The 26,737-nt window shown below is 33.1% G+C and carries 13 protein-coding genes; 2 read left to right on the forward strand and 11 right to left on the reverse strand.

Going from position 1 to position 26,737, the window contains the following annotated elements; translation table 11 throughout:
* Positions 1 to 189: 189 nt before the first annotated feature.
* Positions 190 to 1,308, forward strand: a complete 1,119-nt coding sequence (gene dnaN / locus ACQ0RB_RS05410; RefSeq protein WP_129760696.1) for a DNA polymerase III subunit beta — start codon at positions 190 to 192, stop codon at positions 1,306 to 1,308.
* A gap of 103 nt (positions 1,309 to 1,411) precedes the next feature.
* Here the strand turns inward: dnaN and ACQ0RB_RS05415 are convergent, their stop codons facing one another.
* From ACQ0RB_RS05415 to ACQ0RB_RS05440, 6 genes are all read right to left on the reverse strand, one after another.
* Complete coding sequence (locus ACQ0RB_RS05415) at positions 1,412 to 1,954, reverse strand: hypothetical protein (protein ID WP_430497041.1); 543 nt, start codon at positions 1,952 to 1,954, stop codon at positions 1,412 to 1,414.
* A 76-nt stretch (positions 1,955 to 2,030) separates the two neighbouring features.
* Positions 2,031 to 5,348: a T9SS type A sorting domain-containing protein gene (locus ACQ0RB_RS05420; protein ID WP_430497043.1), complete on the reverse strand. Its 3,318-nt coding sequence runs from the start codon at positions 5,346 to 5,348 to the stop codon at positions 2,031 to 2,033.
* 186 nt (positions 5,349 to 5,534) lie between these two features.
* Positions 5,535 to 6,758 (reverse strand): hypothetical protein, encoded by a 1,224-nt coding sequence (locus ACQ0RB_RS05425; protein WP_430497045.1) that lies wholly within the window; start codon positions 6,756 to 6,758, stop codon positions 5,535 to 5,537.
* A 113-nt stretch (positions 6,759 to 6,871) separates the two neighbouring features.
* On the reverse strand, positions 6,872 to 7,624 hold the full coding sequence (locus tag ACQ0RB_RS05430; RefSeq protein WP_430497047.1) for a LytR/AlgR family response regulator transcription factor: 753 nt from the start codon (positions 7,622 to 7,624) through the stop codon (positions 6,872 to 6,874).
* A 3-nt stretch (positions 7,625 to 7,627) separates the two neighbouring features.
* Positions 7,628 to 10,459 carry a histidine kinase gene (locus ACQ0RB_RS05435; protein ID WP_430497049.1) on the reverse strand — a complete coding sequence of 944 codons (2,832 nt, stop codon included), beginning with the start codon at positions 10,457 to 10,459 and terminating at the stop codon, positions 7,628 to 7,630.
* A gap of 216 nt (positions 10,460 to 10,675) precedes the next feature.
* Complete coding sequence (locus ACQ0RB_RS05440) at positions 10,676 to 11,014, reverse strand: DUF4870 domain-containing protein (protein ID WP_129760691.1); 339 nt, start codon at positions 11,012 to 11,014, stop codon at positions 10,676 to 10,678.
* Positions 11,015 to 11,145: 131 nt separating this feature from the next.
* On the opposite strand from ACQ0RB_RS05440, the gene ACQ0RB_RS05445 reads away from it, so the two are divergent.
* Complete coding sequence (locus tag ACQ0RB_RS05445; protein WP_430497052.1) at positions 11,146 to 12,144, forward strand: metal-dependent hydrolase; 999 nt, start codon at positions 11,146 to 11,148, stop codon at positions 12,142 to 12,144.
* Positions 12,145 to 12,183: 39 nt separating this feature from the next.
* Here the strand turns inward: ACQ0RB_RS05445 and ACQ0RB_RS05450 are convergent, their stop codons facing one another.
* The 5 genes from ACQ0RB_RS05450 to ACQ0RB_RS05470 form a co-directional block, all read right to left on the reverse strand.
* Positions 12,184 to 13,599, reverse strand: a complete 1,416-nt coding sequence (locus ACQ0RB_RS05450; protein ID WP_430497054.1) for an MBL fold metallo-hydrolase — start codon at positions 13,597 to 13,599, stop codon at positions 12,184 to 12,186.
* 63 nt (positions 13,600 to 13,662) lie between these two features.
* Complete coding sequence (locus ACQ0RB_RS05455) at positions 13,663 to 14,457, reverse strand: sulfite exporter TauE/SafE family protein (protein ID WP_430497056.1); 795 nt, start codon at positions 14,455 to 14,457, stop codon at positions 13,663 to 13,665.
* 98 nt (positions 14,458 to 14,555) lie between these two features.
* Positions 14,556 to 17,177 (reverse strand): PQQ-dependent sugar dehydrogenase, encoded by a 2,622-nt coding sequence (locus tag ACQ0RB_RS05460; RefSeq protein WP_430497058.1) that lies wholly within the window; start codon positions 17,175 to 17,177, stop codon positions 14,556 to 14,558.
* A 274-nt stretch (positions 17,178 to 17,451) separates the two neighbouring features.
* Positions 17,452 to 18,423, reverse strand: a complete 972-nt coding sequence (locus ACQ0RB_RS05465) for a PorP/SprF family type IX secretion system membrane protein (RefSeq protein ID WP_129760686.1) — start codon at positions 18,421 to 18,423, stop codon at positions 17,452 to 17,454.
* 41 nt (positions 18,424 to 18,464) lie between these two features.
* Positions 18,465 to 26,684, reverse strand: coding sequence for a T9SS type B sorting domain-containing protein (locus ACQ0RB_RS05470; RefSeq protein WP_430497060.1), 8,220 nt, complete (start codon positions 26,682 to 26,684; stop codon positions 18,465 to 18,467).
* Between the last annotated feature and the right edge of the window lie 53 nt (positions 26,685 to 26,737).

The following is a 26,737-nucleotide window of genomic DNA, read 5'->3' on the forward strand; positions in this document are numbered from 1 at the left end:
AAGCGTATAAATATACCACATAATATTATAATCACAATACTTTTTATGTTAACGAGAATCTAAAATTCTGGTTAAGAAATACAAAAAATTTACTTGTTAATAAAAATGTATAACTAAGGCTTACAATTATCACTTTAATAAAATATATTTGCTTAAATATTCATAACGATAAAAATTTAAAGCAATTTCATGAAGTTTATAGTATCGAGTACGTATTTGCTTAAACAATTACAAGTTTTAGGTGGAGTAATTAACAACTCTAACACACTTCCAATTTTAGATAATTTTTTGTTTGAACTTGAAAACTCAAAATTAACGGTTTCAGCTAGTGATTTAGAAACCACAATGTCATCAGTAATTGATGTTGAAAGTGACAGTAATGGTAGTATAGCCTTACCTGCACGATTACTATTGGATACCTTAAAAACGTTCCCTGAGCAACCATTAACGTTTGTTGTTGAAGATAACAACACAGTTGAGATTAGCTCTAACCATGGTAAGTATGCTTTAGCTTATGCTGAAGGAAACGAATTTCCTAAAGCTGTTGAATTAGAAGACCCAAGTACAACTATGGTTTCTGGTGAGATACTAGCAACAGCTATTAGTAAAACTATTTTTGCTGCTGGAAATGACGATTTAAGACCTGTTATGAGTGGTGTATTCTTTCAGTTTTCAACAGACGGTTTAACCTTTGTTGCTACAGATGCTCACAAATTAGTTAAATACACTAGAGAAGATGTTAAAGCAAATCAAGTTGCTGAATTTATCATGCCTAAAAAACCTTTAAATCTTTTAAAAGGAATTTTAGCTACAAGTGATGATGATGTAAAAATTGAGTATAACGATTCAAATGCTAAATTTACTTTTGAAAACTCTGAATTAGTTTGCCGATTAATTGATGGAAAATACCCTAATTATGAAGCTGTAATACCAAAAGAAAATCCAAATAAATTAAGTATTGACAGAACACAGTTTTTAAACTCTGTTAAACGTGTTAGTATTTTCTCAAATAAAACAACACATCAAATTCGCTTAAAAATTGCAGGAGCTGAATTAAACATTTCTGCCGAAGATATTGATTACTCAAACAAAGCTGAAGAACGCCTAACATGTGACTATCAAGGTGATGACATGCAAATAGGTTTTAACTCTCGCTTTTTAACTGAAATGTTAACAAACTTAAATGCTGACGAAGTACAATTAGAAATGAGCTTACCCAACAGAGCAGGTATTTTAACGCCTGTTGATGGTTTAGACGAAGGCGAACAAGTTACTATGCTTGTTATGCCTGTGATGTTAAATAGCTAGTCTTTTCAAATTAATTATATCATATATAAAAAGCGCTTACCAATGTAAGCGCTTTTTTTGTGTTAAAATTATAGTCCCTCTTTTATAATTAATAGTAACACTTTTAATTATTAGTATCATCCAAATAGATGAATGAGCCATTATACGTTCCTGATACCAATACACCATCAGCTCTCTCAAATTCAAGAAATAAAGTAATATTATCTACTGAGTAGTCAATTACTGTTATATGTCCTGATGTTACTTCTAAATCAGCGTTACTTCCACTTTTATAAAATTGACTGAAACCGTTTTCAAATTCAGAATTAATAACATCTCCATTAACAATAAATTCTAAATTAGAAATGTCATCTAGATCGTAAGTTTCTCCAGGAGCAAGATCAAAATGATTGATTCTTGCTGAAAAATAATCGACATTATTAAGTGTTGTTCCAGAAAAAGAAGCATTAATCTCAGCTTCTGTACTATTGGTTAAGCCTAAATATACCGAGTTTAATGAAGGTTGTACTACTGCTGTTTTCATTTCAAAAGAAGCGTCACCAACGTGTATAAAATTTGTTTCTGAAGAATTAGAATCATCATCAGATGAACAAGAGGTTAATAAAATTGTTAAGAATACGAATGTGATTGTTTTTAAATGTTTCATGTGATTGTTTTTAATTACTTAGTTAAAAAAAGCGCCCACATAAGTGAGCGCTCAATCAAGTTGATGTTACATCAACTTAGCCCTTAAGGAACTTCTGATTAATAGTATTGTTATTGGTTTTGATTTCAATCATGTATAATCCAGAAGACAATACAGACACATCAACACCATTTATAGTTTCGTTAGTGCGCTTTATTAATTGACCATTAATGTTATAAATAGTTACGCTTTCAATTTGTTCTGTAGATTTAATAAATAATTTATCACTTACAGGATTTGGGTATAGTTTTACTGAATTTGTATTTAAAGAAATAGCATCTATGCCTAAAGTAGAATCGTATTCATAAGCTCCTAAATCTATTGTAGTGTTAAAAAATCTTTCATTACCAGATGCATCTAAAGTTCCGAATAATCCAGAATTATAAAATGAATTTGTTCCTTGATCTATAACTGCTGTTGAAGCTGAAGTTGGTTTATAATCAGTATCTAAATTAGGATTTGCTGTACTTATATTAAAAGCATCTGAATCAATATTAGATGTATAAGGATAAATTGTAGGTGCAATACAGTTATCAATATCTAAATCTCCAAAATTACCTTCGGCAGGTTTAGAATTATCAAAAACCTTATCACTAACTATAGATGTATTACTATATAGATTATTATAAAAAATAGAATTATATACATCTACAACATTTTCTAACGAACCTGATGAGCTAATATTAATTAAATGTTTAATTGTAGTTGTAGAAAAATCATTTTGGTTGTTTACAAAAGTCGAGTTAACAATTGAAGTATTCATATTTGAAGTTCCTGTTTCTCTAAACCAAATAGCGCCAAAGTCTGAATTAAACTGATTATCTGTAAACTCTAAATTCACAAATCTAAAATCGATTGGTGTATTACTACTTGAACTTTGAAATAAGCAAACTCCATTATTAACTAAGTTTCCTTTTACAGCAACATTAATAAACTCTATAGTATCTGTAAAATATCTATAATCCATCAGTAATCCATTACCCGTATAATTGTTTCTAATAACACTGTTTTTTAGTGTAAAGTATGATGTATTATAAGTTGTTGGAAAATAAATTACAGGGTTACTACCACTAGGTTTATGAGCATTTTCAAAAATAAAACCATCGATTGTTACCACATTTGTGTTAACATTCATTAATTGCCCTACGTTATCAGATTTGTTAGATGCAAAATCGCCATCAATATCATTTCCATTTATATCTCCTGAAATAATAGTAGCATTTGTTGTATAAATTAACGCCATATCTCTATCATTTTCATCTGTTTCTGTACCATTAAAACCTCCAAAAATTTGAACATTATCATCACTTACTGTAAATCCTCCAGTTGTTGGGTAATACGTTCCAGCTTTTACAAACACTTTTCCTCCTGGTACAAAACTAGTTGAGTTTAAAGCATCATATAAAGAGTTGTAAGCATCTGCCCAAGAGGTACCGTCATTATTACCAGTTGCACCAGCATCTACAAAAATATCTCCAATTGGTGCTGGTGTAGATAAATTTGCAATATCTCCAGGTCCATGAAACATCGCTGTATTTGCATGCTGAATAGCTCCTAAACCAATGATTGTTCCACTAGAATACGTTCTTCCGTTTTGAAAACAATCTGTCGCAGGAAAATCAGAGAAATTATAGCCTCCAAAACCACCCATAGTACCGTTTTGACGATAGGCTGCTAAAGGTTCAAAATTTCCTGAAGAAACATCTACAAAAGGTGTTGTTGGTAGATATATTGAATTTGAAACATCATTACTTGGTGTGAAATCACGAGCGTTGGTATCACCAAAATTTATACCTACACCAGAAGTAGTAAAACCAACAAATTCATTTGTTCCAATATTATTATAATATATATTATTATACCAAGCACCACTTAAGCCACCTGAAGTTTTCTCTAATCGAATACAACTAGCTACTGAAGCTGCTACACCAGCACCTTCTTGATTTAAAGAAAGTGTATTATTATTAAAAAACACACTAAGACCTTGTGCTCCGTTAGAAATAAATCTAGCTACACTACCCGACATTCCTGCATCTTCTACTTTGTTTGCAATAAATAAATTATTTCCTATAAAAATCTTATCATAATCCTGAAGTGATCGATATTCAAAAGCATACCCAACTTGCGACACATTTTCATCTACAATACTATTAAGTAAAGAAAACGTTTTAATAGGATTTCCACTACTTCCTCCATATATATTAGCCCAAATATCAAAAGCTGGTCTAGTTGCTGCGTAGTTTCGTGCAAAACGACAATTTAAAAGTGTGATTTGATTTTGTGTATAGTTAACTGTACTTGGGTGACTGTACAAAGCACTTCCTCCGTAAGCATTTACAAAGTTAATACGATCTATTACAATGTTTTCTTGTACATGATTTAAAGTAGTTCCATTAACAGTAGTTGGCTCAATTTGCAAAATACGTGTTGCATTATCACTTTTATTTGTTGATGTTACACTAGGTACTTCATTCAAATCATCTCCGTTTATATCGCCAGATAAGTATACTGGATGTAACCATGGGTCAACGTTACGATCAGCTTTTGTATTTTCAGTTCCTACAAAACCACCAAAAATATTAACACCATATTGGTTTAAAAAAGGTGTTGAAGCATTAATAGGTTTGTAAGTTCCTTCAGCAATCCAAATTTCAGCACCAGCAATATTTGTATTGTTTAATGCATCATGTAAAGAGTTGTAGGCATTAGCCCAACTAGTTCCGTCATTATTTCCTGTAGCATCAATATCTACATAAACAGGTCCATAATTATAATTATAATTACAATTAGAAGAATAGCTAGAATTTGCATCTCTAGTCCATCCATTAGCATATGGACCTGCATTAGTGTAAGGTGGCGTAAAACTAGCATCATGCTGAATACAGGTTAAATTAGGATTTCCATAAGATTTCATATACACAAAATTAGCATTGTTACCATTGGCTAAATTTAACACTACCAACTGATTGTTTTGACAATGAATTTGATTTAATGTAGGAATATCACTAACATCTAGTGTGGTAATTTGGTTATCTGCACAATGTAATCGTGTTAAATTAGTGTTATTACTAACGTCTAAAGATGTTAGGCTATTTGAATACACCTCTAAAATGGTAATATTTATAAAGGCTTCAATTCCTGTTAAATCTGTAATTCCAAGTCCTGTTGCCGATATAGTTCCTGTAAAAGCCTGTGCTTCAGCTACAGAAATTTCTGAGTCGTTATTGGTGTTAATGGCTGCGTCTGCTAATAAATAGCTTTTAAAATTAGCATCGGGAATGTTAACATTTTGCGCATGTATACTATACGATGCAGACGCTATTAAAAAGGTTAATAAGAGTAATGTTTTTTTCATTGTAGTTGAGATTAATATTCAACAACAAAATAACTTCACTTTTAAAGGTTTTCAATTTGCTTTTTTCTGAATAGCTATAATTTCTTTCTAAAGGATTTAAGAAGATTATTCTTACACATTAAATTATAAAAAAAGCCTACTCAAATAAGCAGGCTTTAAAAACTATAACCAAAAATGCAGAATTACTTACTCACAGTTCATTTGCTGTCCGTAAGGCATTTGTCCGTGAATAATTCCTCCAAATTGAGAGCTACCATAACCACTACCATTGTATTGCTGTTTAATTAAAAAGCCTTGTAAATAGCAGTCGTTATTTTTATTTTTTTCTGTGAATGCACCTTTAATCCAACGGTATAAAATACGACCTGTGTATTTGTTTTTTACAATACTCCAGTCGTTAGATTCTATATTTAATTTTAGAAGTTTTGCACCATCTTTCGCAATGGTTTTAGATACATTCTCTTTTGCAAAACTCACTAATGATGCATTACTATTCATACTACCAGCTTTTGGCATTTTAATAGCATCCATGGTAGATTTGGCAGCAGCATCATAATTTGCTTTTAATGTCGCTTCAAATTCTTTTACAATTGGTTTCGCTTTTTCTAACCAATCTAAATGAAATTGTTGCTCGCCTTTACCTATCACATTTAGAATAGTAATATCTTCTTGAATCATGTACGATGGTACATTAAATGCGTGTCCGCCTTGATGCGATGCGGCATAAATGACAAACACATCGTCTGCAATTAACATTCCTCTTACTAAAATTGGCATACCTGTACCAAGCTCTAAAGTTTGCGATCGGTCTGCGCCTACTTTGGTAGTAAACATTCCTGAAACCAACTCGTAACCTATGTAACCTTCTGGTGACATAGCGACTAGTTCTGGCGTTGTTAAAAAGCGTAACCACGCATACTCTGGATCTTGTGCAGGCAATAAGTCTACATTATCACCCATGTCTGTCATCTGACGTCTTATCTTTACGCGATCAACACCAACTGCGCTCATGCCTTTGGTCATCGCAAAAGGATACGACATATATAAAAAATCGTCACTTACTGCATTAGCTGGTTTAGGCTTATTAGCTTCGGCTTCTTGTTGCTTTTTCTCAAGATATTTTTGATAGTATAAATCTTGCTTTACCTGATCGTTTGGGTATTTTTTAGCTAATTCTGCTTTAAATTCTTCATCAGTATATTCTGTTTTTGATGCATTTTGATTAGATGTTGAAGAATTGCTAACCATTCCTGAAGCATTTTCAGATTTTGAAGATGAATTGCTTGCTTCTTTTTTATCTAACTTCTTCTCTACTGCTGCTTTGGCTTTATTTTTAAGCATTTTACCAAATTGCGCATGCGATGTTGTGTAGCATAAAGCTATAGCTAATAATAGAATTATTTTTTTCATAAGAATCGTGTTTAGTGGACTTCAAAATAAAGCACTTAACAACCATTCTAAATTTGGATTTTTCTAAAAACGAGGATTTTTTTTCTGAAGGAATTTCAGAATTTTCAAATAAATCACATAAACGTTTCCTTTATTACTTCAAGAAACTGATCGCGTTTAGATTTTGAAATTGGGATGCGTTTTTGATTGTTCATTAGCAAATAATCGCCATCATCTTTAACCAATTCATCAACATATTTTAAGTTGATTAAATACGATCGATGACATTTAAAAAACATCGCATTACGTTTCAATTGCTCAACAAAATGCTTTAACGGTTTGCAAATGGTTTTTTGTTTGCCATCAATAAGTTGCACGTTGGTATACATACCATCGGCTTCAAAATACACGATATCATTATGCGATGCGAACATGATTCCTTTAGGAATTTCTAAAGCAATTTTGTCCATTGAGAGTTGCTTTAATGAGTCGCGTAACTTATTTAATTGGTCGTTTAAGTTATTCGCTTTTATGGCTTCTTCAGCTTTTGCTACAGCTTCTTTTAACTCGGTTGTGTCCACTGGTTTTAACAGATAATCTACAGCCGACAGTTTGAAAGCTTCAATCGCATATTGGTTGTATGCCGTAACGAAAATGATTTTAAAATCGATCTGATTTGGGAAGTATTCTAAAATATCTAATCCAGACTGATTTGGCATTTCAATATCTAAAAAAACAACATCTGGTTTACTGGTTTTAATTAAGTCTACACCAGATGCTAAATCCTGCGCTTCTTCAATAGTTGTAATACTTGCGCAATGTTCGGTTAGCAAGTTTGATAGTAAATGTCTGGCGCGTTTTTCGTCGTCTATAATTATCGCTTTCATATCTTAATGTATTGGCATCGTGATGACCACTTTTGTACCTGCAGCTACGTCGTTCTCGTCATACAAATCGTTGGTAGTTATGGCTATATCACGCTTTAATTTGTTTTTATAAAGATGCACACGTTCCTCATTAGCTTTGGTAGCAAAGGGTTTGTGTTGTTGGTTTGGTCGTTTTAATTTTTCCGATTGTTCTCTACCAATTCCGTTATCTTCAACCGTTATTTTTAATTTATTTTGCTGAATAATTTTCGCTTCAATATGTAATTTTCGGTCGTTTAATTTGTGTAATAATCCGTGTTTTAAAGCATTTTCAACATAAGGTTGAATGAATAACGACGGTACTTTTATCTGTTTTGTTTTCAATTGATTATCAACCGAAATAGTATATTCCAATTCATCTTCAAAACGCACTTTTTCTAATTCTAAATATAGTTTTAAAGCGTTTAATTCTTCTTCTAAAGTAATTTCATTTTGCTGACTGTAATCTAAATACATACGGATTAATCGGCTAAACTTCACTAAATACGAGCTTGCTAATTCCTTTTCATTTGAAATAATATAATCTTGAATAGAATTTAAAGCATTGAAAATGAAATGCGGATTCATTTGCGAACGCAGATTTTCTAACCTTAAATTCGTTATTTTTTTATCAATTAAAATTTTATCAACTTCAACAATGCGTTGTGCTTCTTTTTGTTGTAATCGCCATCTAAAATACAGCCAAACTAAACCTATTATTGTTGCAATTACTAAACTATAAAACCAATAGGTTTCCCAAAATGGTTTTGCTATAGTAAAGGTTATTGGTGTAGCAAAAACAGCTTGTTTTGCACTTAAATTTTGGGCTTTTAATTCAAAAGTATAGGTGCCACTAGACAAGCTGTTAAACACCACAAAATGTATGTTTAAAGGCACGTTTCGCCACGTGGTATCAATTGGTTTTATACGGTATTTGTAACTAACATGTTTATTAGATTGAAATCCGTTTGAGTTAAAATCGAATCGTAATTTATTATAATCATAAGGTAAATTGTAATTGGTATTTACAACCGTATCTTTATCATTTATTTGAACGGATGTTATCCAAACTTTAGAGGTTTTAAAAGCCTTAAAAAGCATATTGTTTTTGGGCATTACATACAATGAATTTGGAAAAACAGACACCAAATAATCTTCAAGAATAATAAACTTATCTACTGATAATGTTAATCCATCTTGTGTATTTAATCGCCTTACTTGATTGGTTTTGGGATGAAACTTATAAAACCCTTCTTCGGTAGAAATCCATAAAAATTCACCATCAGATTTTAATGTATTTATTTGCACTTGCTTTGGCAACGCATCATGTCTAGAAATTAATTGACCATCCTTAAAACACAACAAGCCATTGTGCTGTGTTGCCAACCAAATAGCATTGTTTATTTTAGCTATTGAGTTTACTAAAATACTTTCGCCATCTAGCTTAATTTCTTTTGACTGAAAATTATTAGCATCAAATTGATATAAGCCATCTATAAAAGAGACAAATAGCTGATTGTTTAATATTTCAGATGCTTTTACTCTACTTTTTCTAATAACTCTTGTAGAATCTGAAATATACGGTTTGTTATATATTATGGCTTCTTTGTAGCTTCCGTAGAAGAGATTTTCATCATTAATTTTTGAAAATGTTTTTGCAACAGAGTATTTATTTTTTTGGTCTTTAATAGTAAACAGATTTAGATCTACACTATAAGATTCTGATGCATTAATACTAACAATTACATGGTTTTGTGATGCATCAAAAAATAAATTACCTATGATTTTTGATCCAGGTAATTTAAGCGTCTTAAAAATACCGTTTGTATTATAAAACAACAACTTACCATTATTTGTACCTAATAAAAATTGATTGTTATTTAGTGCACATGCTGCGGTAATTTTATCTTTTGCTTGTTCTAAATTAAGCTGTCTAATATTAAGATTAGAAGACACAAAAACACCGTTGTCTAATGTTGTAAACCAATAATTTTTATTAAAATCTACCAATACATCGGTAACAGACTCATTACTAAACAATTGTTCCTTTAAAACTAATTGCTGATCTTTTAGTTGAAAAATAAACACACCAGATGTTGTTAAAAACCAATAGTCATTATTTAAAGAAGTGATGTTGTAAATGGTTAAATCTTCTAATAATTTAGGTGTCTTTAGCTTTAAAACATCGTCTATTTCAGTTTTATAAATATAAAGTTGATTTTTGCCTTGTTCTTTAAAATTTAACAGCGCACTATTTTCAAAAGCATATACCTTTGGTGACTGCATTCTGTATTTAGACGTGAGTGCTATAAGCAGTTTTATCTGGTCACCTTTGATTTGATACCAGTTCTGTTTTTCTTTTGAAGGTCTGTTACTTGCATTCATTTTAATGACATAGGACAAATCATTGTGAGCACTCTCACTAACAGACATACCTTCAAAAAGCTTGATGGTGCTTTTGTCTTTTAAATTAATATCATAAATACCATCTACAGTAAATAAGCGTATGGATGTATTGGTAATTTCAAAAGGTGACAACTGCCCTTTTACAAGCTTACTAGCGTCATAAAAAAGGTGTAATGTATCGTTTTCTACATAGAAAATTTGCCCGTGAATATTAATACACCAAAGTTTTCCTTTTAAATCTAATTTTAATTGAAATAAAGAATTTGCCTTTTGACTAGGGTTTGTAAACTTTTGGTAATTATTTCCGTTATAACGGTATAAACCTTTATCTGCAGCAAGCCAGATATAGTGGTTGTGATCTTCTAGAATATCATAAAACTCAACATCAGGAAGATTTGATACTTTAGACATGTGCTGTGTCACCGGATTTTGAGCAACTACAAAAACTGGTAACAATAAAAATAATATGTATTTAATATAACGCCACATAAATATCAATTAACAAACTTAATATTTATGTTCACAATGAGCGTCTTATTTTTCTGTAACTACCTTATTTTTTTCTAAATATAAAAAAACGCCCACTATACAGTGAGCGTTTTTAATTTACCTCTGTAAAAAATATAACTAACTAATAAAACTAAGAGATAAAGGGTATGTTGGAGTTTCTCCATTGTTTGCTTTAATAGCGTTTATGATAGGAAAAACTAATGAAATAATGCCAAGTATTATAAAACCTAGTATACCTAAGCCAAAAGCTAAAATTAAAGGAATGCATAATAAAGCATAAAGGATCATGCTAATTTGAAAGTTTACTATGTTTTTTCCATGAGCATCCATTTGAAATACTTTCTCTTTTTGAGTTATCCAAATTATAAGCGGAACAATTAAACTTCCAAAACCAGTAATAAAACACAATAATTGACTTAAATGTGTTATTACTATAAGTTGTCTATCTTCTCTCATGATGGTGTAAATTTTGATTGATACTTATTTGACGCTAAAAAATCAAGAATGTTACACCTTTAATATAAAAAATATTATTGACTCATTTTATATAAAGACAATCCAATTTTAAATAGTTTTGTGATAATATTATGGACTCACTTACTCAAATAGTTTTAGGTGCTGCTGTTGGTGAAGCAGTTTTAGGAAAAAAAGTTGGTAACAAAGCTATGCTTTACGGAGCAATTGCTGGCACAATTCCAGACTTGGATGTATTGGCCTCTAATTTTACCGATACAGTATCAGCTTTAGAAATTCATAGAGGGTTTACACATTCCATAGTGTTTTCTAATGTATTTGCACCTATTTTTGGTTGGCTGGTTTCAAAAATCGAATCCTTTAAAAGCTTTAAATCTTGGTCATGGTTATTCTTTTGGGCTTTTATAACACACCCTTTACTAGATGCGCATACCACTTGGGGAACTCAATTATTTTGGCCTTTTGATTTGCGACTTGCTTATAAAAACATTTTTGTAGTAGACCCTATCTACACTTTACCTTTTTTAGTGTGTTTACTCTTAGCACTTTTCAGCAGAAGAACAAATCCTAAACGGCAATTTTTTAATAAACTTGGGTTAATTTTAAGTTCAACCTACCTTGTTATTACTTTATTCTTAAAATGGGCTGCATTTTCCCAATTTAAACAAGCATTGAACAATCAAAATATTGATTATATAGATATTGATACAAGACCGTCGCCTTTAAACACGATCCTTTGGAATGCTAATATAGATACTAAAGATGTTTATTTATTGGGAGACTATTCGTTTTTTGATTCACAACCAATCTCGTTTTCTATATATGAGAAAAATCATCATTTAATTGATGATTTAAAACATAATGAGAAAGTACAACGAATGATTGCCATTACTGAAGGTTGGTACAGCATTTCTCAAAAAAACGGAAACTTATATTTTAATGATTTACGCTTTGGACTATTGAATTTAAAACCAGAATCGGACGATTTTGTGTTTCAATTTTTAATAGAAAAACATACAGATGGGACTGTAAATTTTATTGAGCAACCAAGAGACAGAAGTGATGCTAAAGGTATGCTCAATGCATTATGGCAACGCATTAAAGGAAATTAAAATCGGTATAGCATATTACCATACCGATTTTAATTTTTTCTATTTTTTTAATGTACTAGGACAAACCTCATCAGTTACTGGAATTCCTGATTTTTTTATTGCTCCAAATCCACCAGCTACATCAACTAAATTATGAATACCTCTACTCTTTAAAATTGAAGCTGCTATAACAGATCGATACCCTCCTGCACAATGCACATAAAAGGTCTCTTCGTTAGGAAATTCTGCTAAGTGCTGATTTAGATAATCTAAAGGTGTAAAATTTGCAGTTGGTAAATGCGATTTTAAAAATTCGCCTTCTTTTCTAACATCAAAAACAGGAATGGTATTCGCTTCCATTCTATTTTTAAATTCATCAGCAGAAATTGATTCAATAGTATCTGTTTCTTTTCCTGCTGCTTCCCAAGCTTCATAACCGCCTTCTAAATAGCCTAAGGTATTATCAAAACCAACGCGAGATAAACGTGTCACAGTTTCTTCTACTCTATCCTTATCAGCAACAATAAGAATTGGTTGCTCAACATCAGCAATAAGCGCTCCAACCCAAGGTGCAAAACCGCCATCAATACCTATAAAAATTGAACGTGGGATGTGGCCTTTTACAAATTCTGATTGATGACGAACATCTAAAACGATTGCTCCTGTTTCGTTTGCCAAAACTTCAAAGGCATTAGGAGACAATGCTTTTGTTCCTCTTTTTATAACCTCATCAATATCATCATAGCCTTCTTTATTCATTTTTACATTTAAAGGAAAATATTGAGGTGGAGGCAATAAACCATCAGTCACTTCAGCAATAAACTCTTCTTTAGTCATATCAGCACGTAAAGCATAGTTCATTTGCTTTTGGTTTCCTAAAGTATCAACAGTTTCTTTCATCATGTTTTTACCACATGCTGAACCTGCTCCATGAGCTGGATAAACAATAACATCATTAGCTAAAGGCATGATTTTGTTCCTTAAACTATCAAACAAGAAACCTGCTAAATCTTCTTTGGTAATATCACCTGCTTTTTGAGCTAAATCTGGTCTACCTACATCACCTAAAAATAATGTATCACCACTAAAAATCGCATGGTCTTTACCGTTTTCATCTTTTAATAAATAAGTTGTACTCTCCATGGTATGCCCTGGAGTATGTAGAGCAATTATTGAAATATCTCCTATTTTAAACTCCTGATTATCTTCAGCAATTATTGCATCAAAAGCAGGATTTGCGAGAGGTCCATAAACTATTGGAGCTCCTGTTTGTTTAGAAAGTGTAACGTGACCGCTAACAAAATCGGCATGGAAATGTGTTTCAAAAATGTACTTAATCTTTGCATTATCCTGAGCTGCCTTTTTAATATATAGACTCACTTCTCTTAAAGGGTCTATAATAGCAGCTTCACCATTACTTTCGATATAATAAGCACCTTGTGCTAAACAACCTGTATATATTTGTTCTATTTTCATAGTCTTTACGTTTTAATGTCATTAAATATTTTACAGTTTTGCAAAAATAACATTTGCTGTCTATTACTTTGCAAACTCTTTTATAATTATATAAACAGCCATGATAAGTACAAACCAACCAAAGCTCTTTTTTAGTTTTTTATTAGATACATACTTTGAAAAATAGCCTCCAAGTAAAATTCCTACAATAGTTACTAGAGAGAATGTAATAAGGAATTTCCAGTCAATTACTAGCGTTTGCATGTCTCCAAGAAAACCTATCAACGAATTTATTGCTATGATTACTAATGATGTTCCTACTGCTTTTTTCATGGACAACCCAGACCATAATACTAACGCAGGAACATATAAAAAACCTCCTCCTGCTCCTATTAATCCGGTTACAGTACCAATTACCAATCCTTGAATAAAGGTTTTATAATACGGTTGAGGCACAAATTCTGTTTGAGTATCTCTTCTATTTTTTATCATTGAAATAGCAGCAAACAACATTACCAAAGCAAAAAACACCATTATGAGCATATCTTTAGTAATTGAAAAACTACTAGTACTAAAAATAACGTCTGGAATATTAGGAACTAAAAATCTTCTAGAAACATAAACTGCCAAAAACGAAGGAAAACAAAAGAGTAATCCTGTTTTAAAATCTACTTGCTGTTTTTGATGTTTTTGTACAACACCTACTACTGAAGAAGAACCAACAACAAACAAAGAGTACGCTGTTGCTACAACTGGGTTATAGCCTAATAAATAAACTAGAAGAGGCACTGTTAGTATTGAACCTCCTCCACCAATTAAGCCAAGTATAAGACCAATAACTAGTGCTCCAAAGTATTCAAAAAACAATAACAAATCCATATCTTATTAATATGAGACAAAAATAAGATAGATATATTAGTTTATTGGCAACTAATGTTACAAAAGCGAAATGATGAATATGTACTAATAGTTTTGTTTTATTCTATCACTAGTTTTTTAACACTAGTAGAGTTTTCAGTTTTTATCTTAACTAAGTAAAGACCAAGAGGAAGTTCTAATTGTATTGGAACATTATTAAATATTTCAGACTCAAATACAGACTGACCTGTTAAGTTATATATTTCAATTTTGCCATTAGCCTTCAGTCCTTTAAAAAACAGTTTTCCGTCTGTAGGATTTGGATACATTACAACTTGCTCCTGCGCTTCAGGATTAATTGCTAAGGTCTCTTCAATTGTATACGTTGCTTGGACATTAACCGAGTTTCCGCAATCATCAGACAAAGTAAATGTTACAGTTTCAAATGCATTACAACCAAGTGTGCCATCACTATCATGAGTCACAGTTGCGCTACTACAGTTGTCGGTTCCAGAAAAACTAGCTAACCAAGATTGAAAATCAGCATTAGCACTAGCTGAACATTCTACAGTAACATTAGCTGGTGTCGAATCCCATTGAGGGTTTGTGTTATCTTCAATAGTAAAAGTCGCGTCTTTAGTTATGCTATTTCCACATTCATCAGACAATGTAAATGTAACAGTTTCTGAGCCTGTTGCCCCACATAAGTTACTTAAGCCCGTACTATTATGAGTTATAGTTGCAGCTCCACAAGACACTGTACCTGAAAAACTACTAAGCCAAGTCGCAAATGCGTCTCCAGGATCTGAAGTTCCATCGCAGGCAACTGTCATATCAGTTGGTTCATTGGTCCATTGAGGTGCAACAAATGTAATTCTACGCAACTCTCCTATGTAAATATTAACATAATACACAAAACCATCTAAAGGGTTTTGATACATATGTACAATTCCTAAACCTGTATTTAATGGTGCTAATTCTGAAATATCGCTTATCCAGTTTTGGGAGCCATCAGTTAATGTTGCAGTGTTAATCCAGTTTCTTACATAGTCCGTGAACAAAAACTTCCCATTCATAGAACTCCCAAGTGCGTCTCCTTGAATATAAACACCAGTTATGGCAGTATTTCCTCTAAACTGAACTCCAGTTGTAGGAGCTCCTGTAGTCCCTACTCTAGGATCAGTTGGAGTTGTTCCATTAAACCATGGCACACGTGCATCATTTGTGCCACCATGTCTCCAGGCCACTTCTGGTCTGTCATGTACAAAACGTCTCATTGCTGGATCAGCGTTATCAGTCCAATTGGTTGGTTGTGGACAATTACTTACAAAAAGAGCATTACCTTCATCAGGATTTGTAGCTCCACTATTATAATAACTATTAAGTTGTGTTTGTCCTTCATACAAAGGCCAACCACCATTTAAACCTCCTTTATCAAAAATGTGTAAATCTTCCCATACATTCCAACCAACATCAGCCACAAATATGGTTCCTGGATCACCATCAGCAGGATTAGTGCTTCCGCTTCCTGGTAAAAGTGACATTCTAAATGGATGACGTAATCCCATTGCCCACATTCTAGATTCTGGTGCTCTAGGGTTTGAAGCATTATAGTGAGGGTTAGAAGGTACACCATCTCCTGTAGCAGGATCTAAACGTAATACTTTTCCGCAAAGTGAAGTAATCATTTGACTTCTGAATGCTCCAACATTTTCTTCTGGACGCATAATACCATCATTTATAGCTTGCTGGTAATATGTTTCGTTAGCGCTTCCAACATCAGTTGAAGAATAACTTGCATTATCTCCTGTTGACACTAATAAAGTTCCATCATCAGCAAAAATAACTGTTCCTCCAGCATGTGACTCATGTGTTAATGGTACTCCAGTAGAAACCGATTCACCTAAAAGCACAGTTCTTGATGTATAATCAGTTGTTAATGGGTTACTTCCAATATTTAATTGATAGCGAGTTAATCTACTTATAGAAGCTTCGTAATAATCATTATCGTTTGGATCATAATTTGGAGTTCCGTAATTCATAAGATGTTCTCTATCTACCATATAATACATATACACCAATCCGTTATTATCAAAATCTGGGTCTAAGCAAAAACTTTGAAACCCAAAATCTCTCCAATCTCCTACTTCATCTGAAATATCTAAAACTGGTGTTGCTTGTTTTACATAAGTAGATCCATTCCAATTAGATACATAAACATGCCCTCTTTTTTCCCAAACAAACATTTTAGTACCATCATTATTAAACACTACTCCCATAATGGTATTGTAGCCTGTTTGCACTGTCTCATGATTGTAAGTAGGTGTTGGTGTATTTGAATACAATTGTACTTCGGATAATTGAATACTATTATCAGAACCACATTGCGTAGTGAAATTTATTCTATAGTATTGATAGTATGTTGAATTTGTAAAATTAAATGTTCTTTGATGAAATCTAGTTCCTACACAAGGAATGGACCCTGAGGCGATTTGTGTAAAGTCAGTTCCATTATTTGAACCTGAAACAGTATAATTTTGAGGATCTCTATTGGGAGAATCGTTTGCAGTAGTAATCGATATTGACGATGCAGCTTTTGGGTTTGCACCTAAATCAACTGTAAAGCCCATACCATCGGCATAATTAAAATCTAAAAACTTAGTGGATGTTGAACCATCAATAATATTTTCTACAGTTTCATTTGCTGGAGAATTTACAGAGCCTAATTCTGTAATTGTCATTGCTGGTGAAAAAATAGGCGTTTGCGAAAATGAAAAGCTAACAAGTAAGAAAAAGAAGCTTAAAAACGAAATAGTCTTAGAATAAGACTTAATATAATAGCAAAACATGTCTAGTGACTTTAAGTTAAAATAAAATGATTTGCTATTAATCTTAATCCAAATGTAGGGATAAAAAATTAATGAAAAGAAATAATCTCGATAAGTCGTTTAAATAGGCTTTAAACTACCATATTTTAACAATAATTAACTAATTACCAACACATAACACCTAATATTAATGTACAGGATTTTGTGCACATGGACAGTTACTAATTCCTTGTAGAAAATCAAAACCTACAGTTATACTGTGCGTACCAGAGTTGTAACCCGCCAAATCATTAATTGTAAACTGATAGGAATACGCAAAATAAAACTTTGACTTCATGATACCTGCCATAGGACCAATATTTAAAGGTTTAAAAAACTGGTCGTTAAGAAACCTATAGGATGCACCAACCCAGTAATAATCTTCATTTCTGTTATACTTTCGGTATTTGAAGTTGATATCAGTACTTGAACGCTTATCACTATTGAATAGTTGATAGTAAACAGACGGTTCAAACTCTACTCTTTTATTTTGCTTACTCTGAATGATTAAACCTGAATATAATTGAAAGTTTAAAAGTAAACTTGGTTCTATTCCAACAAAATCATCAATTTCTTTTTCAAGAATATTGTTAGCATTTAAGCTAAAATAAAATCCTTTATATCTATATAAAGCTCCAATATCAAAGTTATTGTTATTAATTGCTCTATCATCAGTGATACTTGGATCTACAATAGGAATTTCGTAAGTAGGTTCAAAATTTTCAATATCAATTCTAAAGCTATTGATGTTATAAGAAACACCAAATGACAGGTATTGCTTAGATTTATAATCTAAAATAAGGTGATGCGCAAAAGAGAATTTAACTCCTTTTTGACGTGTATTTCCGTTTTTATCATTGTACAACGACAAACCAACTCCTGAACGGTCTGCAATTCTAAAATCGGCATAAAGCGCTTGATTATCTGGTGCGTCTTTAATACCAACCCATTGTGTTAATCCGTTGGCTCTAATTCTAAAGTTATCTCCAATTCCTGCATAGGTTGGTGAGATAACAAAACTATTGTCGGCTAAATACTGTGTCCAAACTGGCAAATTCAACTCTTGTCCATAACCATTTATGACTACTAAAAACAGAATGTATTTTATAATTTTTTTCATGAAATTCCTTTTTTATTAAAAGACCATTTAGACCTTAACTATTATCTGTAAAGTGTAAAGTGTCCTACAAAATCTCTATCATCTACTGAACTATTTAACCTAACCACATACCAATAATCTCCAGTTGGTAACTCGGTATTATTATACCTACCATCCCAATATTGTCCTTGTCTATAGGTACCTACTTTACGACCATAGCGATCAAAAATGTCGAACTCTAGATTAGGATAATTTTGAGTACATCCTGGAGCCCAATAATCGGTAACTCCATCTCCATTTGGTGTAAAGTAATTTGGAATACATATGTCTATATACTCCATAACTATAGTAGCCGTTGCAGTACATCCACTACTATCAGTTACAACTACTGTATATTCACCAGTTTCCATAATGATAAACGTATTAACATCACCATAATCTTCATCATTAAGTGAGAATTGATAATCTCCTGTTCCTCCAGAAGCCACCGCTATTATTTCATTTATTTCTCCTTGATTTAAAACCAGAGTTAATGGCTCATAGCTTTCAATATCAAAAAGTTCAGTAGTTTGAATACATCCATTAGTATGTCTTACATCTACATAATTGCCAATACCTGAAGGTACATCTACAAAGATGTTGCTTGTTTGGTATGGTCCGTTGTTTAATGAATAGTCCAAATCAGCAGGATCAACATCTCCTGTAACTGTAACAATAACACTATTTGAAGACGCATTGTCTACACACGCATATTCAACTTCTACTGCTGGTTCAAAACTTATAGCTTCAGGAAAAGTTATATTCCATTCAGATTCGCAACCTTGACTATCTCTTACAAAAACAATATGGTCGCCTCCATTTAAATCAGTAAAATCAAATTCTGTTTGAGTTGGTGTTCCTGTAGTGTATGGACCATCATAATCATCTAAGCTCACACTGTAAGGCGCTGTACCACCTGAAATTTCAATACTGAATTCTCCATTAGCATCTCCTTCACATAGTTCAGGGAACATAGAATCTGGAACAATACTAATAATTACAGGTACTGGCTCTTCAATGGTGAAATTGTAAGTTAAATAACAACCTAACTCATCTTGCACAATAACATCATAAGTTCCAGGAGCTAAATCATCAAAAATATTCGTTTCAAAAAACTGATTAAGTTGAGGCGAAATCGCATACATGATAACTCCTGTTCCTCCTGTTGCTGTTATTTCTAAAACACCATCATTTGCTCCTGTACATGTTACATCGGTCACTATAAACGTCGCGTCTAACATTTGAGATGGTTCAGTAATTGTTATTGGTGCAGAAACTGTACTACAATCTCCACTTTCAACACTAACTACATATGTACCAGCAACAAGTTCGGTAAACACTCCTGGTGTATTTTGAGTTGCAGAAATTGGGTTACCTGAAGTATCTTGTAACGTGTATACATAGTTTCCTAAACCTCCTTGAGCAGTGGCAAAAATATTACCTGTATTATCTCCAGCACAATTTATAGTTGGATTGGTAGAATATAAATCGATTTCTAAATCTAGTAGAGGGTCAATTGTTATTTCATTAGACACATTAGCTACACAACCATTGGCGTCCATAACATAATATTGATACGTTCCTACTGGAACTGAAAATGTTGTAGAAGTTGTAAACGTTCCTAATATTGTGGTAAAAGTACTATCGTTACTGTAGCTGTATGTTCCTGTTCCTCCTGTAGCACTTAATGTTAATGTTGACTCTATTAAACAAGTTTGAGTACTAGCAGTCACCAAACTAGCTTGTATAGGTGTTGGTTCGTCAATCACTATATCTAGTGAAGTCATTTCACAATTATATCCATCGTTTATAACTATTGAATATGTACCAGCTCCTAAATTTGAAAACACATTAGACGTTTGCGGTCCTGATGAGCTAGGAGTTGGTAAAATAGTGTTTAAAGTATATGTGTAATCACTTCCTTGACCACCAGTAACATTTGTTACTGTAATTGTAGCGTTTTGATCACCAAAACAAGACAATACTGTTGTACTTGGCGTAAACGTTGCATTAATAGGTGTTGGTACTTCTAGTGTAATAGTTTCAGAAGCTATACAACCTCCTGCATCCATTACATTTACTGTATACGTACCTGCAGAAAGGTTTTCAAACATTCCGTTTGGAGAATAGGCAACTGTTGCTGCTCCTGTTAGTTCATACTCATAACTTCCCCATCCACCAGTAGCGATAGCAGTAATAGTACCTAGGTTATCGTCACAAGTTACATTTGAGGTTTCAGAAACTGTTAGTGTTAACGCTTCTGAAGGTGAAGAAATAATCACATTCTCAGTGGCACTACAAAACGGACTTTCAGTTTCTGTGATAACAACAGTGAAAGTTCCTGCAGTCATTCCTGTTACAGTTAATGGGTTTGTAGCTGTATTAGCATTAACTGCTCCAGTTACTGAAGTTCCAACACTATCAAATACTTCATAAGTATATGTTCCTGAATATCCACTAACATTAATGTCAAAACTTCCTGAAGTATCTCCAAAACAGGTTACAGCAGTTGGTGTTGTTGTAAATGTAGGTGCTATTGCTTCAGGTAACGATACTGTAACTTCCTCAGTACAAGAGGTAACTGTATCAGTTACTGTTACTGTATAAACTCCAAAAGGAAGTCCTGAAATTACATCTCCAGCAATACTCACAGAAGCAGGATTAGGGCTTATGGAATAAATATAAGAACCTGAACCTCCTGATACTGACATTGTAATTTCACCATCATCATTATTACAGGTAGGAACCGTATTTACAGTTGGTGTTAATGCTAAAGGTGGCTCAATTGTTACTGAAACTAAGTTTCCACAACCATTGGCATCGTTTATTTCAACAGTATGTGTTCCTGAGTATAAATTTGAAATTGTAAATGGAGCTGTTAGTGTTTGAAATGCTCCTCCATTAATACTATAACTATAAGGAGCAATTCCTGCAGTTGTTAGTGCTACTTCAATTTCAAAATTACCTTCTTCTGTTGTACATTGATCACTTAATGTTGCTGTAATTACAGGAGAGGAATCCATAGGTAACACAACAACAGGACTTGTTACTACACAACCATAAGCATCAATAACATGTACATAGTAACTTCCTGCGTCCATATTAAATGTACTTGCTGAACTCCATGAAGAATCGTTAGCTGCTGGAGCAGTTGCTGTTGTTGTAATTTGATATTGATAAGGCGCTGTTCCATCATGACCAATAGCACTAATAACACCTGAACTTGGGTTACAGTTAGCGTTTTGATCTACTGAAGTAGTTAAACTTAATGGAATTGCAGATTCAGTAATATTAAAAGGAGCAGTTACCACACTACAGCCTGCATTGACTCCTGAAGTTTCAGTAATTAACACATAGTAGTTTCCAAATGGTAAAGGCCCTAAGTTTGTAACATTTAGCGAACCTCCTGCTGTAACTGTTCCTGAACCTGTTATTCCTGTATTTTGTTGTGATATGGCATCAAATATTGTATAATCTACTGTTACATCAGTCCCATAAATACTGTTTACAGTAAACGATACATTACCATCGTCACTTCCTGTACAAGTTATATTATTAAAACTCTCAGCACTTATTGACAAGGTTGAATTTGTAGGTATAGGTGCTGTTGCAGGTTCATAATAACTACACATAGTAGAGGCATCATATACAATAAAAGTATAGGTAACTCCAGGTGTTAATCCAGTAAATGTAGCTGATTGACTTCCTGGTGAATCTTCAGGAATCCACGTTCCTGCAGGATTAGGATATACCGAAGTAGGTCCTTGGTAAATACTGAAAAAGAATGGACCAAGACTTGGTAAACTAGAACCAATACTTACTACTGCTTCTCCTCCTAATGCACAATCTACCGAAGTACTAATTACAATATCTAAATCTGTAGGTGGAGACGCTACTAATACATCTTGATGTAAAACCGAACAACCATTAGCATCGACTACATTAATTTCATATAAACCAAAATCAACCACATCAAAACTTACCGAAGTTGACCCAGTAGCATTCAATTCAGAATTTGAATAACCATTAGTTCCTGTTACAAAGTAATTGTAAGGAGCTGTACCACCTACAACGCTATCAATAATAATAGAACCTTGAGACACTCCTCCTGCTGTACACGTAATATCAATGGTATGATAATCTACTACAATTGCATCAGGCTCATTTATAGTAATGGTTTCAGTGCCTGTACAAGAATTAGCATCAGTAATAGTAATAGTGTAAGTTCCTGCTTCTAATCCTGAAGTTTGCGTACCATAATCTGTAGCTGTTGTATCATTAAATACATTTATTGTAAAAGGAGGCGTTCCTACTGAAGGATCAATTGTAATATCAATTGCTCCATTAGTATCTCCATGACATAAAATAGGCTGAGTTTGAACCACAGCACTTATTGCAGGAGGAACAATTGGTACTACAGTATGAATTACAGATTGAGCTGTACATCCATTAGCATCAGTAATTTCAAATTGATAAGCTCCTGGAGTTGCAGTTGTATAGGTAAATGTTGTTCCTGTTGCTCCTAAATTACTAAACGCTCCACCATCAATAGATACTGCATAAGTAAATGGAGCTACTCCACTTGATATTGTCCCTTCAATTACAGCATCAGGTGTTGCTGTACAATCAAGACCTTCAACTAAAACTGTATTTACCGAAACTACTGGCAAAGGATCTATAGTATAAGATTCTGAATATTCACAGTCATTTTCGTCTCTTACTTGAAATGTATATGTTCCTGGAGCTAAACCTGAAAATACATTTGACGTTTGGTAAGATGTTGCATAAGAAGCTGGAGCAGTAATTTGATATTCTAAAGTTCCTGTTCCACCTGTTACACTTGTAATTGTAACAGTTGATTCATTTGTTGGACAAGTTAATGGTGTATGACTAAAGGTTAAATCTGTTGGAGGATTCAACGCATCAATTGTAATTGTATTAGTAATAAAAGTACATCCACTTGCATCTTGAATAGTTACAGTATACGTTCCACTAGTTAATCCGCTAAAAGTATTACCTGACTGAAAATTAACACCATCAATACTATAAGTATAAGGTGGTGTTCCACCTGTAACTCCTGTAACTGTAATTGTTCCGTTTGTTGTACAAGTATAAGGTGCTGATAATTCTGCTGTACCATCAATAGGGTCTGCTGAAGTAATTGTTACCGTTTGAGGATCAGTTAAACAAACCGAAGTTCCTACCGTATATTGAACGACTACATCATAATCTCCTTCTGAAAGTCCAGAAAACACTGAGGAGTTAGAAAAAGTCGTTCCACCATCAATACTGTATTGTAAACTATTACCATTAGTATTGGTCACATTTATGGTAATTGTTCCATTTGACGAACCTGAGCAAGAAATATCTGTTGTTGCAATGGTGAAATCTGGAGCAGGAATAGCATCTACAGTAATAGTTGTTTCTGCTGAACAGTTGTTAGAATCTATTACTAAAATATCATAAACTCCTGGTGAAGTCACTACAAATTCAGGTACAGTTTGGAAATCTGTTGTACTATTTATAAAATAAAAATATGGAGCTGTTCCACCTTCTGGATAAATAGTAATTTCTCCATCACTACATGTTAAAGGTACGGTTACTGCTGCAGTAACAGTTAATAATGGTGGCTCGATAATTTCTATATCTTCAGTATGAAAACAACCATCTTCAGTTTCAATATTAACCGTGTAGATTCCTGGGTTTAAATTTGCAAACGTATAGTTGTTTTCGGTAATAGGACCTACACTATTTACTAATGTTCCTCCATTATATATTGAAAAGAAGTATTGAGGATCAACATCATTAGCAGCTAAGTGTACACTTCCTAAATCACCATGACACAAGGGTTGTGTTACTAAAGTTGAAACTGTAAAATCACGTTCTAAAATTTGAACATCTGGTACAGTAAACACACATGGGTTTGTTGACACTCCAATTTGTCTAATATATACAGCATAAAGTCCAGGAGTTGTTACTGAAAACACATTGCTTGTTTGATAATTTACATCATCTAAACTATACTCATAACCATTTGGCACATCTAAAACCGTAATACTTCCTGGTGTTGTACAAATAATATCAGTAGCAATTACTGAAGGACTTAAAAGATTTTGATATACATTGAAATAGAATTGTACAAAACAACCACCTTCATAATTAATAGTTAACCTAAATTGACCTGCTGTGTTTGCTGTAAAGTCTGAACCTGTTGCTACTTGATTCCAAGTACAAGCATCGTTTTCGTTAGCACAATCGTCATCAGTTACAGGAGCACAACTCGATTCATCTAATTGTTCCCAAATTATTGAAGTAGCTCCTGCAATATCAGTTTCAATTTCTCTAAAATCATTTGCTCCACATAAAAATATATTTGGTAATAATTTTCCATCGTTTGGACAAGTCACCACCTCATCAGCATAAGGAATAACAGGGTTCGTTAAGTTATTACCTCCATAAAGCCCAACAACATATTCTTGCTCAATAGATTGACAAGGTGCTAATGCAGTATTAAAAGAATAATATGTACCTGTGTTTGTAACTGTAATGGTTTGTGTAGTCCCAATTACAGGAGTTCCTGTTGGACTTGTTGACCAAGAGTACGAATCATAACCATCAGCTGCAGTAAGTTCAACACTATCACCACATAACACTATGTTTTGTGTAAACGTACAATCTAAATCTGCTAAAAAGTTTGTGGCTTGAGGAGTAATTAAACATCCTGTATTACTACTTAAACTTGGGTCATCTGTAATTGTGAAATTAGGATTAAAAAAACCACTGTAAGACGCAAAAGCTTGATTACTTACAATGTTTGAACACGCATCAGCCAACTCATTACAAGTATCTACAACTTGAACTTCAATTCTAATTTCGTAAACTGGATCATTTTCTTCAACTAGATAGTCTTCAATATCAAATATAATTTCTCGAGTAGTAGGATCGTAACTTACAACTGTAACTCCTGGAGGTAAAACCAAATCCTCTGGGTAATTGAAAATAATATTTACCGGAAGAATATCTCTTATTTGAAAATTTGTAGCATTATCATTTCCTGTATTTTGAAAACCAATAACATAATTTAAGGACGCTCCTAAACCAACAGTTTGCCCTCCAATGTTGTTTCCTGAGTTGTCCTCTACAATTTTTGTAAGTACAATATGTGGCTCAATAATTTCTACTGCAAATGCGAAAAAGTAAGGAAAATAAGTGTCACCACTTGTTTCTAACCTAATTACTGCAGATGTAGCATCGTTAGCAATTACTGTATTTCCAGGATTAGGAACAGTCATTACACCTGTGTCAAATCCTAATGTATTGGTACTATTAGGAACTCTGTTATTTACAGGTGTTGCATCTAGTTGCGTTACAGAACTATTAAAAAAGTTACCTACTGGTCTATCTGCAGTAGATAATGGCACACCATTAAGTAACAAACGGTCTCCTAAAATAGGCTTATCTCCTTCTAAAGTTGCAAAAGCAAAATTTGCTCTTACAGGAGCAGGTGCTGGAATAGTTCTAAATCCACTAACAGGAATATCAAGATTTGGATTACCTCCTGCAACACTAATTGCACTAAAACCGTCAAAACTGGTAATTGATTTACCAGGTAGTGTTGGGTCTTCATACACAACAAAAAGTGACCATCCAGCAGATTCTCCGGTTCCATTATATGGACTATAATCAGACGATTCTCCCTCAGCTGATGACACATTTGCTACAGTATAAGTTCCCAAATCAACACCAGTTCCAAAACTTGTTACAATACTGGTTACATCAGCAAAACAAGCATAAGAAAAGCTGTCTCCTCCATCAACCGAACTACCATTTGCATCATAAATTACTGTACCAGTAATATCATTATAACCTCCAACAGGACCTCTTAACTTAACATTTGTAATTGGTTCGTCACCAGGATTTACTGCTCCCCAATATAAACCAGCATAAATAATTTGGTAACAGTTTGGGTTAGGAATTTCTAAATCAGCACTTGAAGAAGAAAACGTTGTTGGGTCTCCATCAATATCAATATAAGTCATATTAACATTGTGGTTATACACCGAGTTATTATTAAACGCATTATTATTTGGTCCAAGAATATTGTTACCTATAAGCACAATATCACCTTTTAAATCTTCATTGAATCTTGGTGTAAAAGGCTCGTAGTTTTGGGCATAACATTGTAGGCCTAAAAACAATAATGAAACTAAGGTTGCTAGTTTAGAAAAAGTAGGTTTTTTCATGGTATTCAATTTTTTAAATTCTGAGTTCAAAAAGGGGCATAATTGAACCTAGA

Origin of the sequence: Gaetbulibacter sp. PBL-D1 (assembly GCF_050509525.1) — a bacterium.
GTDB classification, from domain to species: Bacteria; Bacteroidota; Bacteroidia; order Flavobacteriales; family Flavobacteriaceae; genus Gaetbulibacter_B; species Gaetbulibacter_B jejuensis.